Genomic DNA, 17,340 nt, shown 5'->3' with positions numbered 1-17,340 from the left:
GACCGAGTGGGGGCGGACGGTCCACCTGCGACGGCTTTCGAGGCTGCGACGAGTTGCAGCACGACGGGCTACGTCCCTTACGATCATCTGATGCGACCAGCAAGACTCCCCGACGGCTTCGGCATTCGGTTGGACCCCAAGGTGCGCACGTACTCGGGTGGCCGGGTACTCATCGGCGGATCTCCGACGCGGATGCTCAAGCTGGCGCCGACGGCTGCGGCGATGATCGGTGACGGCTTCCTCGAGGTGGTCGATCAGCAGAGCGCTGCGGTTGCGCGACACCTTCTCGATTCAGGTGTCGCGAATCCTCGTCCGATGTCGACGCCGTCCGCTGCCGATGTCACGGTCGTGATTCCGGTCAAGGACAACCAGGCCGGCGTCGAACGCCTATTGCCCGTCCTCAAGGATCTGACCGTCATCGTTGTCGACGACGGTTCGGAAGTGCCGGTGGAGCCCCGTCGCGCCTGCCCGGGCACCGGCACCATCACAGTGGTCCGGCACGAGAGTGCCCGCGGACCCTCGGCAGCGAGAAACTCGGGATTGCGTTCGGCCCAAACACGTTTCGTAGCTTTTCTGGACTCCGACGTCATACCGCGTGCCGGTTGGCTCGAGTTGATGTTGGGTCACTTCAGCGATCCGGGGGTTGCCCTTGTTGCACCCCGCATCGTCGCCCTCGATCCGTACGGGACGGCGCTGGCGCGGTACGAGAACATGCGATCGTCTCTCGACCTCGGACGCAAGGAAGCTGCGGTGAAGTCGGGCAGTCCGGTCGCCTATGTCCCCAGCGCCGCCGTGATCGTCCGGCGCGACGTGGCACTCGAATGCAACGGTTTCGACGAGAGTCTCGAAGTAGCCGAGGACGTCGATTTCTGCTGGCGACTGCAGGCTGCGGGTTGGCGACTGAGGTACGAACCGGTTGCGCATGTCGCCCACGATCATCGAGTTCAGTTCGACAAGTGGTTCGCCAGGAGAGCGTTCTACGGCACGGGTGCGGCGCCGTTGGCTGCAAGACACGAGGGTTCGGTTCCGCCGATGGCGATGTCGTTCTCGACGCTCTTCGCGTGCATCGCCGCCGCAACACTGACCCGTTCCGGTCTTGCCGGCGCACTCGGCGCTTTGCTGTTTACCGTTTACCGGCTGCGAAAGATGTTCACCGGCCTGAGTCAACCCACCCGGATCGCGGCGATCCTCACCGCGCAGGGAGTTGTCGGCGGATTCTGGCAACTCGCCTCGGCAATGTGTCGTCACTACTGGCCCGTGACGCTCCTGGCGGTGATCGCCTCCAGGCGAATCCGGCGGCTGGCCGTCGCTGCAGCAGTCACCGAAGGTTTGGTGGACTGGTATCGCCACCGTGAGCCAGGCGGGCTGGGACCGGTTCGGTACGTCTTCTTCAAACGAGCCGACGACATCGCGTATGGAGCCGGACTCTGGCGTGGCGCATTCGACGCCCGCGACTGGGCGGCGCTGAAACCTCGAATCACCAAGTGACAGAAGCCGACTACGCAGATTTCCTGGTTGTCGGTGGTGGCACGTGTGGTTGCGTGGTCGCAGCCAGGCTCAGTGAAGATCCATCCGCCACGGTGATGCTCCTCGAATCGGGAAGCGGATATCGATCGGCGCTCGAACTCCCGGACGTCCTGGGTGATCCGTACCGACTGCCGGTCGGACCTGCGAGCGAATACACGTGGACCTATCCGGTCGAACTGACGCCGCGTCGGGCGTCCACAATTGCGCGGGGGCGGACACTCGGTGGATCCGGAGCCGTCAACGGTGCGTACTTCACCCGCGCGACCCGTGCTGATTTCGAGAATTGGCCGAGTTCATGGCGATACGACGACGTCTTGCCGTACTTCAAGAAGTCCGAAACGGATCGTGATTTCGAGAGCGAGTTCCACGGGACCGCCGGACCGATCCCGGTCGAGCGTCGAGCGTGGGACCAACTGCATCCACTGAGCGGCGAGTTTCATGCGGCAGCGCTCGGAGCAGGCTTTCCCGACGACGTCGACAAGAATGCGCCGGACTCGTTCGGGGTGGGCCGAGTGCCACTGAACGTGTCGGATCATCGTCGGATCAGTACGGCGATCGGGTATCTGATGCCGGCGTTGCACCGGCCGAATCTGCGGGTGGAATCCGGAGTGAACGTCATTCGTATCGCGTTCTCGGGTACCCGTGCGATCGGCGTCGACGTTCTCGGCGACGGCAATGTCCGACGCATTCGTGCCGACCATGTGGTCGTGTGTTCGGGTGCGGTGGCGACACCGCACATTCTCCTGAATTCCGGTGTTGGTCCAGCGGAACAACTTGTAGGGCAGGGAGTTTCCGTCGTTCTCGATCGACCGGGCGTCGGACAGAACTTCGTCGACCACCCGGAAGTGCTGCTGCCGTACCATTTTTCGAAGCCCCGCACGATTCGATCGCAGACTCCGGTGCTGGAGACAGCCCTCAACCTCGCTGAGATCGAAATTCGTCCGTACACCGCATCTTTCACCGAACTGGTTCCCGGTGTGCCTCGCATGGACCACGGCGTCGGAGTGGTCCTCATGGCGCCGCACAGCCGGGGAAGCATCGAACTGGCATCGCGGGATCCCGCTGGGGCGCCGCGTATTCGGTACAACTACGTCGCGTCGGCGCACGATCGAGCTGCCATTCGGGAAGGGATGCAGATCGCCGAGAATCTTCTCGAGTCGATCGCCGAGACGGGGTTGATCGATCGCCCCGTCGTGGAGTACACCGATGAGTGGGTCGAATCCCGCCTGGGAACGTCGCTTCATATGTCCGGTAGTTGCGTGATGGGTGCCGAGGCGGACCCGTTCGCAGTCGTCGACGGTCGGTGCCGTGTGATCGGCGCGCAAGGACTCAGTATTGTTGACACGTCAATCCTGCCGACGATCCCGACCCGCGGCCCGCATGCGACCGCGGTGATGGTCGCGGAACGAGCAAGCGCCATTCTGCTCGGTGACGAGTGACCGCGAGGGGCGGCAGGCTGGGTCGGCAGTCATACCGAATGGTCGTTCTCGCCTATGGGCTGTGATCGGCGTTACAGTGGTCCACGGAGCGGAGGAACGCAAAATATGGCACGTGAACAGGCTGTGCCCGGCAACCCGTGGGTGGCGGTCAGGCCAGGCGATGACGTCGCGTTACTCGCGCGGCGACTTTCGTCTGCCCATCAGTCGTTCATCGATGCTCGCGGCGTGCCCGGCCAGGGGCTGACCGACGACTCCCATGTCCGCTCGGTCGTACTCGAGTCCTGGATGCGTAGCCGCAACAAGGGGGTAAATCCCGATGTGGTCGGCAACCCTGAGATGCTCGAAGGGTTGGAGCTCGAAAAATATCGCTCCGCGCATCCCATGTCACTGATCCGTCCGGTGATTCGGAAACTCCTGGTGGAAGATGCTGCCGAGACCGGACTACTGATCGCGATCAGTGACGCACACGGTCGATTGCTCTGGGTGGAGGGTGACAACTCGGCCAAGGACAAGGCGTTGTCCATGAACTTCGTCGAAGGCGCCGATTGGAGCGAAGATCGTGTCGGCACCAATGCGCCGGGAACGGCGCTTGCTCTCGATCACTCCGTACAGATTTTCGGATCCGAGCATTTCAACCGAACCGTGCACGACTGGAGTTGTTCGGCCGCACCCGTCCACGATCCCACCACTGGGCAAATCCTTGGTGCCATCGACATCACCGGTGGTCCCAGGGTTGCGGTTCCCGAAGTGCTGTCACTGATCCGTGCAACTGTCGCGGCCGCCGAATCGGAATTGCGATTCCATCTCTTGAACTCGCCCATCCCACTCAGTGCCACGGCTCCGCGCCTCGAAACATTCGGTGCCGGCCGGCCGACGCTGGTTCGCGGCGGTGACCGCATCCCGATTTCGCAGCGTCACGCCGAGATTCTCCTTCTGCTTTCCGAACACCCGGAGGGTCTCAGCTCCGACCACCTTGCGGTCCTGCTCGACGAGGGCGAACTCGACGCAGTGACCATTCGCGCGGAAATGTCGCGGCTTCGTAAGGTTTTCGGTGCCGACCGGCTGGCTTCGCGCCCCTATCGGATCATCACGGAGTTCACGACAGATGTCGGCGAGGTGCGGGCAGCGTTGGATCGAGGCGACGCAGCGACGGCGATGAAACTGTATTCGGGCCCGGTGCTGGCGGGCTCGGCGTCTCCCGGCATCGAAGAGGTGCGGGAAGAACTACGCACCAGGGTCCAGGCAGCTCTGCTGCGTGGAGGTGACGCCAACCTTCTGGCCCGGTGGACCACGTCGGTGCACGGCCGCGAAGACTCAGTCGTGTGGGAGGCCTACCTGTCCACGTTGGATCCTCAATCTCCGCTGTATTCGCAGGTCCAGGCAAGAATTGATCTCCTCGACCGCCAGTTGGGCATCTGAGAATCATCCGCGTTTCTCGCACGCAACGTACTTGCAACGTTGCAACTCCTAGTGTTGTGAATCACACCCCACCGGGGGGTGGGATTGCAGTCACCGATTTGGTGGGTGCGCCCAGGAAGATCACGTTTACATAGGAGCTTGCAATGACCGTGTACGCCCGCCCAGGTACCGCCGACGCGATCATGTCCTTCCAGTCTCGATACGACAACTGGATCGGCAACGAATGGGTTGCTCCGGTCAAGGGTCAGTACTTCGAGAACCCGACACCGGTGACCGGACAGAATTTCTGTGATGTGGCTCGTTCCACCGCAGAAGACATCGAACTCGCTCTCGACGCAGCGCACGCAGCAGCTCCGGCCTGGGGCAAGACCTCGGTCGCCGAGCGCGCGATCATCTTGAACAAGATCGCTGATCGTATGGAGGAGAACCTCGAATCCATCGCACTCGCCGAGTCGTGGGACAACGGCAAGCCGATCCGCGAGACCCTCAACGCCGACATTCCGCTCGCCATCGATCACTTCCGATACTTCGCGGGAGCTATTCGCGCGCAGGAAGGTTCGCTCTCGGAGATCAACTCCGACACCGTGGCGTACCACTTCCACGAGCCGCTCGGCGTAGTCGGCCAGATCATTCCGTGGAACTTCCCGATCCTCATGGCCGTGTGGAAGCTTGCCCCCGCCCTCGCTGCCGGCAATGCCATCGTGCTCAAGCCTGCCGAGCAGACGCCAGTCTCGATCCTGCACCTCATCGGCATCATCGGTGACCTGCTGCCTGCCGGTGTTCTCAACATCGTCAACGGCTTCGGCGTCGAGGCCGGAAAGCCGCTCGCGTCCAGCCCGCGTATCAAGAAGATCGCGTTCACCGGTGAGACCACCACCGGTCGCCTGATCATGCAGTACGCGTCGCAGAACCTCATCCCCGTCACCCTCGAACTCGGTGGCAAGAGCCCCAACATCTTCTTCTCCGACGTTCTCGCCTCAAACGACGACTACCAGGACAAGGCACTCGAGGGCTTCACGATGTTCGCCCTCAACCAGGGCGAGGTCTGCACCTGCCCGTCACGTTCGCTGATCCAGGAAGACATCTTCGACGAGTTCCTCGCGATGGCAGCCATCCGCACCAAGGCTGTGCGCCAAGGGGATCCGCTCGACACCGACACCATGATCGGTGCCCAGGCCAGCAACGATCAGCTCGAGAAGATCCTCTCGTACATCGAGATCGGCAAGGCCGAAGGCGCTAAGGTCATCACCGGTGGTGAGCGAGCCGAACTCGGCGGAGACCTGTCCGGCGGCTACTACGTCCAGCCGACGGTGTTCACCGGCAACAACAAGATGCGCATCTTCCAGGAAGAGATCTTCGGACCCGTCGTCTCGGTCACCTCGTTCAAGGACTACGACGAGGCCATCGAAATCGCCAACGACACGCTCTACGGTTTGGGCGCCGGTGTCTGGTCCCGCGACGGCGGAGTTGCTTACCGCGCAGGCCGCGACATCCAAGCCGGTCGCGTCTGGACCAACACGTACCACCAGTACCCGGCACACGCCGCTTTCGGTGGATACAAGCAGTCCGGCATCGGCCGCGAGAACCACCTGATGATGCTCTCGCACTACCAGCAGACCAAGAACCTCCTGGTCAGCTACGCCCAGAAGGCTCAGGGCTTCTTCTGATCTACCCACCGGCACCCGTGAGCCCCTCGCTGCGGGTGCCGGTGAGCAAGACTGCAACACGCGAAACCTGCACAAACACACGGAGGTTGGAATGAGCGCCACGGACGCACCCGATACCGGCGCCGTTCCACCCCGGTTGGTGACCACCGCTGGGGCGGCTGACCTCCTGCGCCGCCTCAGCGGGACTCACGGCGAACTGATGATGCATCAATCCGGCGGATGCTGCGACGGCTCGGCCCCGATGTGTTATCCCTCAGGCGAATTCATCGTCGGGGACCGTGACGTACTACTCGGAATCGTCGATCTCCGACTTGCTGTCGGAGAGACTCCCGAAGACCTTCCCACCGGAACCGACGCTGTACAGGTCTGGATTTCCGGATCACAGTTCGAAGCCTGGAAGCACACCCAGTTGGTACTGGACGTCGTGCCCGGCCGCGGCAGTGGATTCAGCCTGGAGTCTCCTGAAGGATTCAGATTCCTCAGTCGAGCAAGGGCATTCACACCGGACGAAAACGAAGCACTCGGCGCGTCGAGCATTCTCGTGGGCGCTGATTGGGAAGCGGGCGTGCGTCCTTTGCCCCCGACGGTTCCCCAGGTGGTCGCCGAGGCCGTCGACGCCTGCCCGGTGCCGGGCGCGGCCGCCCGATCCTGAGAACGGCAGCCTGAAGAAGATCTGAACAGACTCGGGGCCGCTCACATGACAGCCAGTTAACAGCACGGTCATCTCCAGGCGACCTTCTCCGTACATCGCCCACATACCGTTCATTTCACGCGACGCATCCACCGTGCGTCGTCTCATTCTTGACCGATTCAGAGGATGGACATGTCTCTTTCCGACCACGCAACCGGCAAAAACGCCGGTGCCGCGGGTGCACACCACGACGGCGCAGACTTCCATGCGGAAGACAATTCGTATCTGGAGAAACGAACACTCCGAAAGGGAACAGCAGGGTGGGTGCTGCTTGCGGGGTTGGGTGTCAGCTATGTGATTTCCGGTGACTACGCCGGCTGGAACAACGGTCTGGCCGAAGGTGGTTTCGGTGGCCTTCTCATCGCGGCGGTTGTCATCGCGGGTATATACCTGGCGATGGTGCTCGGTATGGCCGAGATGTCGTCGGCACTTCCTGCCGCTGGTGGTGGATACACGTTTGCCAGACGGGCCATGGGGCCCTGGGGCGGATTTGCCACCGGCACAGCAATTCTCATCGAGTACTCGATAGCACCCGCAGCGATCGCGACCTTCATCGGTGCGTACGTCGAGTCCCTGAACCTGTTCGGGATCACCGACGGCTGGTGGGTGTACCTCGCGGTGTACGCGATCTTCATCGGCATTCACCTCACCGGCGCCGGTGAGGCACTCAAGGCGATGTTCATCATCACCGCCATTGCACTCGTCGGCCTGGTCGTGTTCGCGGTTTCGGCTGTCGGCCTTTTCGATTCGTCCAACCTCACCGATATCGCCGTCGACACCAGCGCAGTCGGATCGTCGTCGTTCCTGCCATTCGGTCTGCTCGGAATCTGGGCCGCCGTGCCCTTCGCGATCTGGTTCTTCCTTGCGGTCGAAGGTGTACCGCTGGCCGCCGAGGAAGCACGTGAGCCGGAGAAGAACGTCCCCCGCGGCATCATCATCAGCATGTTGATCCTGATCGTCACAGGCGCAACGGTTCTCTTCCTCGCCACCGGTGCGCTCGGCGCAGACGCCCTGTCCACCTCCGGAAATCCGCTCGTCGAGGCTCTGGGGGACAGCGGAGCGGCAAAGGCCGTCAACTACATCGGACTTGCCGGTCTGGTCGCGAGCTTCTTCTCGATCATGTACGCCTACTCACGCCAGACGTTTGCGCTCTCCCGCGCCGGCTATCTGCCGAAGAACCTGTCGGTGACCAACAAGCGCAAGGCCCCCACTCTCGCGCTCGTCGTACCCGGAATCATCGGCTTCGCGCTCTCACTCACCGGTGAAGGTGCAATGTTGCTCAACATGGCGGTGTTCGGCGCGGCAGTAAGCTACGTCCTGATGATGGTGAGTCACATCGTTCTTCGTAAGCGTGAGCCGAACATGCCGCGCCCGTACCGCACGCCCGGCGGTATCGCCACCACCTCGTTTGCGCTCGTGATCGCGGCAGTGTCGGTGGTGGCCACCTTCCTGGTCGATCCCGTTGCGGCATTGCTGACGTTGGTTGCCTTCGGAGTTCTGATGGCGTACTTCGGTCTCTACAGTCGTCACCACCTTGTTGCCAACTCGCCGGACGAGGAGTTTGCTGTACTTGCACAGGCGGAAGAAGAATTGGGATGAGTCGCGGGATGGCCAAGTATCACCAGCAGGTATCCGGAACCAACTACTCGTTCGACGGTCTCGTCGATCTGATGGCAAAAGCGACACCACTGCGGTCGGGTGACGAACTAGCCGGTTGCGCGGCAAGCTCCGACGCCGAACGTGCTGCTGCTCAATGGGTTCTGGCTGATCTTCCGTTGACGGTGTTCCTCGAAGATCTGTTGGTTCCGTACGAGGACGACGAGGTAACCAGGCTCATCATCGACAGCCACGATCGCCTGGCCTTTGCGCCGGTGGCGCACCTGACTGTCGGCGGACTACGAGACTGGTTGCTCGAGACCGCGTCGGCGCCGGAAGCTTCCGCACGGTTGTCCGCCGTAAGTCCCGGGCTCACCCCCGAGATGGTTGCGGCGGTCAGCAAGATCATGCGCAATCAGGACCTGATCGCCGTCGCGAAGGCCATCACCGTGACCGCGGGGTTCCGTACGACCATCGGACTGCCCGGCCGGCTGAGCACCCGACTCCAGCCAAACCACCCGACAGACGATCCACGCGGCATCGCGGCGGCCACATTGGACGGTCTCCTGATGGGATGTGGCGACGCCGTCATCGGTATCAACCCCGCGACGGACTCACCCCAGGCCACCTCGGATCTGCTCCACCTGCTCGACGACATCCGTCAGCGATTCGAGATCCCGACTCAGTCGTGCGTGCTCTCGCACGTGACCACCACGATCGGACTGATCGAATCGGGGGTGCCGGTCGATCTTGTCTTCCAATCGATTGCCGGTACCGAAGGCGCCAATTCCGGTTTCGGAGTGAACATTCCGCTCCTGCGTGAGGGCAACGAGGCCGGGCGCTCCTTGAACCGCGGAACGGTCGGCAACAACGTCATGTACCTGGAGACGGGGCAGGGGTCCGCCCTCAGCTCAGGTGCCCACTACGGCACCGGCGGAGCCCCGGTCGATCAGCAGACACTCGAGACCAGGGCATACGCAGTGGCACGTGATCTCGAACCGCTGCTGGTCAACACGGTGGTCGGCTTCATCGGTCCCGAGTATCTCTACGACGGCAAGCAGATCATTCGCGCGGGCTTGGAGGATCACTTCTGCGGAAAACTCCTCGGGCTGCCGATGGGAGTGGACGTCTGCTACACCAACCACGCCGAAGCCGATCAAGACGACATGGACAACCTGCTCACCTTGCTGGGCGTCGCCGGCGCGGCGTTCGTGATCGCGGTGCCCGGCGCCGACGACGTGATGCTCGGCTATCAAAGTCTGGCGTTCCACGACGCGCTGTATGTGCGTAAGGTTCTCGGTTTGCAGCCCGCCCCGGAGTTCGAGACCTGGCTCCACAACTTGGGGATGACCGACGCAAACGGTCGGGTTCTTCCGATCGATGCCGAAATGTCGCCGTTGCGGGCTTTGACGGTGAACTCATGACCGAAGATCAGGCACCGATCCTCGATTTCTGGGGTCCACTGCGCAAGACCACACAATCGCGTATCGGGCTGGGGCGTGCCGGAGATTCGTTGCCCACCAAGCGGGTTCTCGAATTCAAGGCAGCTCACGCCGCAGCCCGCGACGCGGTCCACGAGCCACTCGACTCCGAGACGCTTGCCAGTCGGGTCGAAGGGGTGGGCATCGGGGCGCCGGTGGTGGTGGCGAGCAGCGTCTCCACCCGCAGTGAGTATCTTCGGAGACCTGACCTGGGGCGCCAACCGGCTGACCTGGGTGCGATCTCGAGTTCCGACAAGGAAATCGGGTTCATCCTCGCCGACGGACTCTCGCCGCGAGCACTGATGGACCACGGCGAGCAATTACTGTCTGCGTTGGTCACGGTGTTGGGGGAGCGGTACTCGATCGCGCCGCCGGTGATCGCCACGAATGCCCGTGTGGCACTGGGTGATCACATCGCTGCCGCGATGGGAGTGCAGACGGCGATCGTCCTGATCGGCGAACGTCCAGGGCTCTCCGTTGCGGACAGCGTCGGGATCTATCTGACTCACCTTCCGCGCGTCGGTCGTACCGACGCGGATCGAAACTGCATTTCCAATGTCCACCCACCCGAGGGACTCGGATACGAGCAGGCTGCTCGTGTCGTCCTGGGATTGGTGACGGGAGCGCGCCAGTTGGGCCGCTCCGGCGTCGACCTCAAGGACACCTCTCGCGCCGACGCCGTTGCGTCGGGAGAAGTGCTGACGCTCGATTAATTGACGGAATTGGCAGATTTCTGCGTCAGAGATACAGCACGCGATACTTGAGGCTGCCCTGGAGTTTGCCGACGAGATTGCCGGCGTGAACGAACCACCTTCCACGCGGAATTGGAGAGAACCTGCTCGGAACAAGCGGATTGAAAAGCAGAAGCGCGAGTAAAGTAGTTCCAAGGGTTCTCATTGGGGTACGGCGGTGACCGAATTCTCGAAAATGTGAGTAGAGCTGGGCTGACGCCATCCCGTATGCGCGCGTCTGATTCCACGTTTCGCGATAAGTGCTGCGCAGGCGATACGCGACGACTGCCTCGGGTGCGTGAGCCAACTTCATTCCTGCCAATTGGAGGCGCCAGCTGAGATCGATGTCTTCACCGGAGTTCACGTAGCGAAGATCGAAACCGTCGACCTGGTCGAAGGCAGATCGCCAAATACCGAATGTGCAGGTTATTCCGTAGGGAAGAAAATCATCGCTGCCGAACTGTGTGTTCGTAAACGTGCGCCATGAAGCTACCTCGGCGGAGTTGATCGACATTGTTTCTACAACTCCACCAACTGCATGCGCGTTCGCCGCAGCATGTGTAAGAGCTGTGAGCCAAGACGGGTGAACACGATCGTCTGCGTCGCAGAATGCGATGAAGTCGCCACGTGCGGCCGAAACACCTACGTTGCGTGCGTACCCACCGCCTCGGGCGGAGGACGCATCGATTAGTCGTAGAGTCAGTGACTGAGAAAGCACATGGTTTGCGATGTGCGTACCAAGGCCATCACTGGACCCGTTATCGGCAACAAGGACCTCGAATGCGCCTTCATAGTCCTGCTCGGAGAGGGCAGTGAGTTGTTCGTCGATGTGATCCATTGCATTGAACGCGGGGATCACCACCGAGACTAGTCGGGGAATCACCTGGGTAAAGATATCGTAAGAAAGGGAACTTTGCCCTGTTTCCGAATTTTGGTAAACGGCAACGCATCATTCAGCCGCTGGATTGTGATCTTATTCTTTCAGGCCCCTTGTCGGGCTGCGGAAACCCAGGGGTGTCCGCTGTGATGCTGGAGCCGCAGAGGCGGCACGTGAGTAGGAGAAATCGATGGCCTTCGCTGGCAATGTGGACGAGTTGGCACTGCTCCAAGCAGTACGTCTCAAGGAGCGGGTCGGAGCGGTCGTCCTGGCCGAGCACCTGGGCGTCAGCTCGGCTTCCGGTCAAGCTGCGTACGACGCACTTGTCGCGCAGGGCAAAGCGGTCGAAGCGGAAAACGCCATCAGCCTGACCGAGAAAGGTTTGGCAGAACTCGAAGATCAGTTGGACGCCGAGCGCGTCTCGATCGACGAGGACTCCATCGGTGAGGTGTACGAGGCGTTCCTTCCCTTGGACGAAGAGTTCGCCGCGCTCATCGATGACGCAGATGCGGATTCCCTTGCAGAGTTGGATCGCCGGGCTGCAAACCTGTTCGACGATCTGTCGGCATTCGTTCCGCGGTTGTCTCGTTACCAGGATCTCTTCTCGGATGCTCTCGCGAAAGTGAAAGCGGGGGAGTCCAAGTGGATTTCCGAACCGATCATCGACTCCTACGCCACGGTGTGGGGCGAGATCCGTCAGGAACTGTTCGGGGCTGCCGGTAAGGCTTGATCCGTAGCGTTGCACCGTGACGCCGTTTCTCGAGGGCCGTCCGATTCGTGAGAACGAATCGGACGGCCTGCGGCATGTCGAGGGTCGTGAAACTCGTTACCATTGCATACAAGTCGTGACCGACATCACTCGTACCCCCTTTCGGGGGTAGTGCGGGGGTGAGCCACATCACTACCTTTCCTCCTATCGACGGTGATGCCCACAGGGCGACACCACGGGACCACGGAGGAATCGAGTGACCACAGTCTCTCCCACAGGCGGCACCAGTGCCGCCGGCGCCGGGGGTGCGAGTGCCGCAGGTGCGACGCAGCCCCCGCAGAACACCACCAGTGTGCGGCGCGTCGCAATCGCGAGTTGTATCGGCACGACTATCGAGTTCTACGACTTCTTCATCTACGGAACCGCTGCGGCACTTGTCTTTCCGACGGTGTTCTTCCCCGCGCTCGGTGCCACTGCGGGAACTGTCGCATCGTTTGCGACTTTCGCAGTCGCATTCATTGCCCGGCCCGTCGGCGCAATGTTGTTCGGACACTTCGGTGATCGCATCGGTCGCAAGAAGACGCTGATCTCGACGCTCCTGCTCATGGGTATCTCGACGCTCCTGATCGGCTTGCTGCCGGGTGCTGCAACCATCGGTGTCGCGGCCCCGATCATCTTGGTGCTCTTGCGATTCGGCCAAGGTTTCGCGGTCGGTGGTGAGTGGGCAGGCGCAACCTTGCTCACGGCGGAATACGCTCCACCGGGCAAACGTGGTCTGTATGCGATGTTCCCGCAGCTCGGCCCTGCAATCGCCTTCGTTCTCTCGAGCAGTACCTTCCTCATCACCGGCGCTGTTCTCGGCGACACCAACCAGGCTTTCCTCGACTACGGCTGGCGTATCCCGTTCCTGTTCTCCATCGTGTTGGTCGGCATCGGCCTCTACATGCGACTCGCTATCGAGGAGACTCCCGTCTTCAAGGCGGAGCAGGCAGAGCGCGTCGCTGAGCAGAAGAACGAAGCACCACGCACCCTCCCGTTCCTGGATGCTTGGCGGTTCCAGACCAAGGAGATCCTGCTCTCGGCAGGCGCCCTGGCTTGCCTGTTCGCGTTTTTCTACATGGGCACGGCTTTCCTGACGAGCTACGGAACAAAGACCCTCGGCTTCTCCCGTCCGTTCGTCCTGTCGGTCGGTATCGCTTCCGCGGTTGTCTTCGGTGCGGCGATCGTCGTTTCCGCTCTGTACTCGGACCGCATCGGGCGCCGCAAGGTCATCATGATCTCGTGTGGTCTGGCCGTCGTCTGGGCGCTGGTGCTGTTCCCGCTCCTCGACACGGGATCGCCGATCGCGTTCATCATCGGAATGTTCGGCACGCTCATGATCTTCGGAATCGCCTACGGCCCCTGCGGTGCGCTGCTTCCGGAAATGTTCCAGACCCGCTACCGCTACACCGGTGCCGGCCTCGGCTACAACCTCGCCGGAGTGCTCGGTGGGGCGGTGCCGCCGCTGATCGCCGCACCGCTGGCCTCGGCCTACGGGAGCATGGCCATCGGAGTCATGCTGGCGATCCTGGGCGTGTTGAGCCTGATCTGCACCTGGGCACTCGTGGAGACCAAGGACCACGCGCTGTAACCACTGTGCGCCTTTATTAACCGCCGGCGGTTAATAAAGGCGCACAGCAGGCGGGTGGGGTGTCCGGACTCTGAACAGTTACGGCCACCCCGCACCGGGAAGTATGTCGTGCATCACACCGAATCGAGTAAATTCGTAGATGAGAGGGTCCGCTGCGGCGGTCCCTCTCATAGGTGCCTGAACAGGCAACCGGAGAGGACAGAACACATGAGTACGCCGCTGCCCAGCTATACGTCCGGAGTATGGGACGGTCCGATGCTGGGCGACACCATCGGAGACAACCTCGATCGCACGGTTGCCGCACACGGCGACCGCGATGCGTTGATCGACCACGCCAGCGGTCGACGATGGACGTACCGGGAGTTCGCCGAGCAGGTGAACGGGCTCGCTGCCGGACTACTTTCCCGTGGTGTGGGGAAGGGTGATCGGGTAGGGATCTGGGCTCCCAACTGTCCGGAATGGGCGTTCACGCAATACGCGACGGCAAAGATCGGCGCGATCCTGGTCAACATCAATCCGGCGTACCGCTCGCACGAGTTGCAGTACGTGCTCGAGCAGGCCGGGATCTCGACGCTGGTGTCTGCGGCCAGCTTCAAGACCTCGGACTACGCGTCGATGATCGAGACGGTGCGGCCGCAGTGCCCGGATCTGACGTCGGTGCTCCTGCTCGGTTCACCCGAGTGGGACGCGGTGCTTGCAGACGGCTTGGCGGCGCAGGCAAGCGATCCGGCTCCGCTCGCCGCAGCCCAGGCCGCGTTGTCGGCCGACGATGCGATCAACATCCAATACACCTCGGGTACTACCGGTTTCCCGAAGGGCGCGACGCTCAGTCACCACAACATCCTCAACAACGGCTATTTCGTCGGCGAGTTGTGCCACTACAGCGAGGTCGATCGGGTGTGCATCCCGGTGCCGTTCTACCACTGCTTCGGCATGGTGATGGGCAACCTTGCGTGCACCAGTCACGGTGCTGCCATGGTCATTCCGGGTCCGGCTTTCGATCCGCGTGCTTCGCTCGAAGCCGTTCAGGCCGAAAAGTGCACGTCCCTCTACGGCGTTCCGACGATGTTCATCGCGGAGTTGGCGTTGCCGGACTTCGACAGCTTCGATCTGTCGTCCCTTCGCACCGGCATCATGGCGGGCTCGCCCTGCCCGGTCGAGGTGATGAAGCAGGTCATCGATCGCATGGGCATGTCGGAGGTGTCCATCTGCTACGGCATGACGGAGACCTCGCCGGTGTCGTTGCAGACCCGCTCGGACGATTCGATCGAGCAGCGCACCGAAACGGTCGGACGGGTAGGGCCGCATCTCGAGATCAAGATCGTCGATCCGGCAACCGGATTGACGGTGCCCCGTGGCGAGCCGGGTGAACTGTGCACGCGTGGTTACTCGGTCATGCTCGGATACTGGGAGAACCCGGAGAAGACCGCCGAGGCGATCGACGCTGCCCGGTGGATGCACACCGGAGACATCGGAGTCATGGACGAGGCCGGATACGTCGCCATCACGGGACGCATCAAGGACATGGTCATCCGCGGTGGCGAGAACGTCTATCCGCGTGAGATCGAGGAGTTCCTCTACACCCACCCCGACATTCTCGATGCGCAGGTCATCGGTGTACCCGACGCAAAGTACGGCGAGGAATTGATGGTGTGGGTCCAGATGCGCGAAGGTGCAGATGATCTCGACGCCGATTCGGTCCGCGCGTTCTGCACCGGCAAGCTCGCGCACTACAAGATTCCGCGGTACGTCCATGTCGTCGAAGAGTTCCCGATGACAGTCACGGGCAAGGTCCGCAAGATCGCGATGCGAGAACAGGCGATCGAATTGATCGGTCAGGCCTGAGAGTATGTCCGCGAACCCAGGGGAGCGTGAGCCGGTACGCCCTGAGATCGCGCTCTCCTGGAAGCGTTCTCGACTCAGTGGCCTCGACCCGTCGTCGGCCATCGCCGTGGACACCGAGGAGCAGGACGGTGAGTCTCGTCTGCTCCGGGCCGCCGCACCCGTGCTCGACGAAGTTTCGCAACAGATCGCGGGCACCGGTTTCTGCGTGCTGCTTGCTGATCGCGAATGCCGCGTGGTCGCTTCGGTGTACTCCGACAGTCGCGTCGAGCGAACGATCGAGCGGTTGGGTGTCGTCAACGGTTCACGCTTCGGTGAAGAGCACGCCGGCACCAACGCGCTCGGTACGCCCCTCGAGGTCGGACGAAGCGTGGTGATCCACGGTGACGAGCATTTCCTCGACAGCCTCAAGGGTTTGAGCTGCTACGGACAGCCGATCCTGCATCCCGTCACACGTCGTGTCGAAGGCATTCTCGACATGACCGGCGTTGTCTCGCAGGCCAACCCACTGTTCGCGCCCTTCCTTGCGCGTGCTGCAGCGGACATCGAGAAACGGCTGCTCGAAGGCTCGAAAGCATCGGAGCAGCGGCTGGTCGACGCATTCCAGCGAGTTTCACATCAGCGCCACATTGCCGTCGCGGCCATCGGCGACGACATCCTGCTGAGCAACCGAACCGCTTTGGATCTGCTCGACACCGCAGACCATGTATCGCTCCGTTCCTTGATTGCCGACCTGAATCCGGACCAATCACGATTGGTGACAGTCGAATTGGCGTCCGGCGCGCTGGCGCGAGTTCAAGCCGACCGGATTTCCGGGGCTGACGGTGGTGCGCTCTTCCTGGTCGAACCACTCCAACGGGAACGGGCACCGATCCGCAGAACGCACGAGCGGGCACCGTCTCCGGGCGAACGACTGCGGCGCGACCTGATGCGGGCGCGGGCAACCTCTGCCGCCGTGGCGATCTCGGGTGAAGCGGGATCCGGCCGAACCTCGGCAGCATCGGATGTCGTCGGCAGTGTCGATGCGAGTTGGCTCGATGCCACGCGAATCGCGTTCGACGGCCGTGAGCAGTGGGTCACCGATCTCGTGCGAGCAGCCCGTAAGCGTTCGGGCGTGGTCGTGATCGAACAGGTACAACTCCTTCCTGACTCGGTGTTGCCGCTGGTCGCAGACCTGATCGACGCCAGCGCCGAGGGGCCGAAAATCGTACTGACCAGCGGAGCGGCAGTTGATCTTCCGCCGACCATCGCCGCGCTGCTCTCACGATGCGCCTCCCGGGTTGTCATCACCCCACTGCGCGAGCGACAGGCTGAGATCGCCGAGTTGGCACAAGTCATGTTGGAGGGGATCTCACCAGAACTGAGATTGACCGCCAGCGCTGCCGAAGCACTCGCGGCGGCCAACTGGCCGGGCAACCTGGCCGAATTGCGCGTCGTGTTGAATCGCGCCTCGGATGAACGCTCGAGCAATCGCATCGACGTCGCTGATCTGCCCGAGGACTATCGCACCACGACCAAGGTGTCGCGGTTGGCAGGGCGGGAGAAAGCCGAGCGCCAGGCGATCATCGGAGCGTTGAAAGACTGCGGCGGCAACAAGGTTCACGCGTCGGCGCAACTCGGAATCAGCCGAAGCACTCTCTACACACGGATGCGGGCGCTCGACATCACTGTGTAGTTTGCTGTCCGACTTCAGTTGTACAAAGTTCGGACAGTTAGCACCCCTAGAAGCGC

Annotated in this window: 13 protein-coding genes; 12 read left to right on the top strand and 1 reads right to left on the bottom strand. The window is 62.1% G+C overall.

Annotated features, from left to right (window positions below; all coding sequences use genetic code 11):
• Positions 1–90 precede the first annotated feature (90 nt).
• The 8 genes from mftF (at position 91) to eutC (ending at position 10,533) form a co-directional block, all read left to right on the top strand.
• Positions 91–1,488, top strand: a complete 1,398-nt coding sequence (gene mftF / locus RhoBH5_RS25455) for a mycofactocin biosynthesis glycosyltransferase MftF (protein ID WP_007730153.1) — start codon at positions 91–93, stop codon at positions 1,486–1,488.
• The gene (gene mftG / locus RhoBH5_RS25450) at positions 1,485–2,966 is read left to right on the top strand and encodes a mycofactocin dehydrogenase MftG (RefSeq protein WP_166501981.1); all 1,482 of its coding nucleotides are present in this window, start codon (positions 1,485–1,487) and stop codon (positions 2,964–2,966) included. Before mftF ends, mftG begins: the two co-directional genes overlap by 4 nt.
• Positions 2,967–3,071: 105 nt before the next feature.
• Complete coding sequence (locus tag RhoBH5_RS25445) at positions 3,072–4,385, top strand: helix-turn-helix domain-containing protein (RefSeq protein WP_047268928.1); 1,314 nt, start codon at positions 3,072–3,074, stop codon at positions 4,383–4,385.
• 143 nt (positions 4,386–4,528) lie between these two features.
• On the top strand, positions 4,529–6,052 hold the full coding sequence (gene adh, locus RhoBH5_RS25440; RefSeq protein WP_007730158.1) for an aldehyde dehydrogenase: 1,524 nt from the start codon (positions 4,529–4,531) through the stop codon (positions 6,050–6,052).
• Between the two features lie 91 nt (positions 6,053–6,143).
• Positions 6,144–6,704 carry a DUF779 domain-containing protein gene (locus tag RhoBH5_RS25435; protein WP_270008936.1) on the top strand — a complete coding sequence of 187 codons (561 nt, stop codon included), beginning with the start codon at positions 6,144–6,146 and terminating at the stop codon, positions 6,702–6,704.
• Positions 6,705–6,869: 165 nt separating this feature from the next.
• Entirely contained in the window at positions 6,870–8,342 is a 1,473-nt protein-coding gene (gene eat, locus RhoBH5_RS25430; protein WP_270008935.1) for an ethanolamine permease, read from the top strand.
• Entirely contained in the window at positions 8,339–9,763 is a 1,425-nt protein-coding gene (locus RhoBH5_RS25425) for an ethanolamine ammonia-lyase subunit EutB (RefSeq protein ID WP_019744243.1), read from the top strand. Before eat ends, RhoBH5_RS25425 begins: the two co-directional genes overlap by 4 nt.
• Positions 9,760–10,533, top strand: coding sequence for an ethanolamine ammonia-lyase subunit EutC (eutC, locus tag RhoBH5_RS25420; RefSeq protein WP_007730164.1), 774 nt, complete (start codon positions 9,760–9,762; stop codon positions 10,531–10,533). Before RhoBH5_RS25425 ends, eutC begins: the two co-directional genes overlap by 4 nt.
• Positions 10,534–10,558: 25 nt before the next feature.
• Here eutC and RhoBH5_RS25415 read toward each other — a convergent pair whose 3' ends face one another.
• Entirely contained in the window at positions 10,559–11,434 is an 876-nt protein-coding gene (locus RhoBH5_RS25415) for a glycosyltransferase (protein WP_029536725.1), read from the bottom strand.
• 184 nt (positions 11,435–11,618) lie between these two features.
• Here RhoBH5_RS25415 and RhoBH5_RS25410 point away from each other — a divergent pair, with 184 nt between their 5' ends.
• The 4 genes from RhoBH5_RS25410 to RhoBH5_RS25395 all read left to right on the top strand — a co-directional run bounded on the left by RhoBH5_RS25410 (position 11,619) and on the right by RhoBH5_RS25395 (position 17,284).
• Complete coding sequence (locus RhoBH5_RS25410; RefSeq protein ID WP_075832704.1) at positions 11,619–12,158, top strand: hypothetical protein; 540 nt, start codon at positions 11,619–11,621, stop codon at positions 12,156–12,158.
• Between the two features lie 331 nt (positions 12,159–12,489).
• On the top strand, positions 12,490–13,767 hold the full coding sequence (locus RhoBH5_RS25405) for an MFS transporter (RefSeq protein ID WP_085998903.1): 1,278 nt from the start codon (positions 12,490–12,492) through the stop codon (positions 13,765–13,767).
• A gap of 207 nt (positions 13,768–13,974) precedes the next feature.
• On the top strand, positions 13,975–15,612 hold the full coding sequence (locus tag RhoBH5_RS25400) for an AMP-binding protein (protein ID WP_270008934.1): 1,638 nt from the start codon (positions 13,975–13,977) through the stop codon (positions 15,610–15,612).
• A 4-nt stretch (positions 15,613–15,616) separates the two neighbouring features.
• On the top strand, positions 15,617–17,284 hold the full coding sequence (locus tag RhoBH5_RS25395) for a sigma-54-dependent Fis family transcriptional regulator (RefSeq protein WP_003942072.1): 1,668 nt from the start codon (positions 15,617–15,619) through the stop codon (positions 17,282–17,284).
• The last annotated feature ends 56 nt before the right edge of the window (positions 17,285–17,340 follow it).

The organism is Rhodococcus sp. BH5, assembly GCF_027583855.1.
Taxonomy (GTDB): Bacteria; Actinomycetota; Actinomycetes; order Mycobacteriales; family Mycobacteriaceae; genus Rhodococcus_F; species Rhodococcus_F qingshengii.
This window is presented reverse-complemented; position numbering and strand designations above follow the sequence as displayed.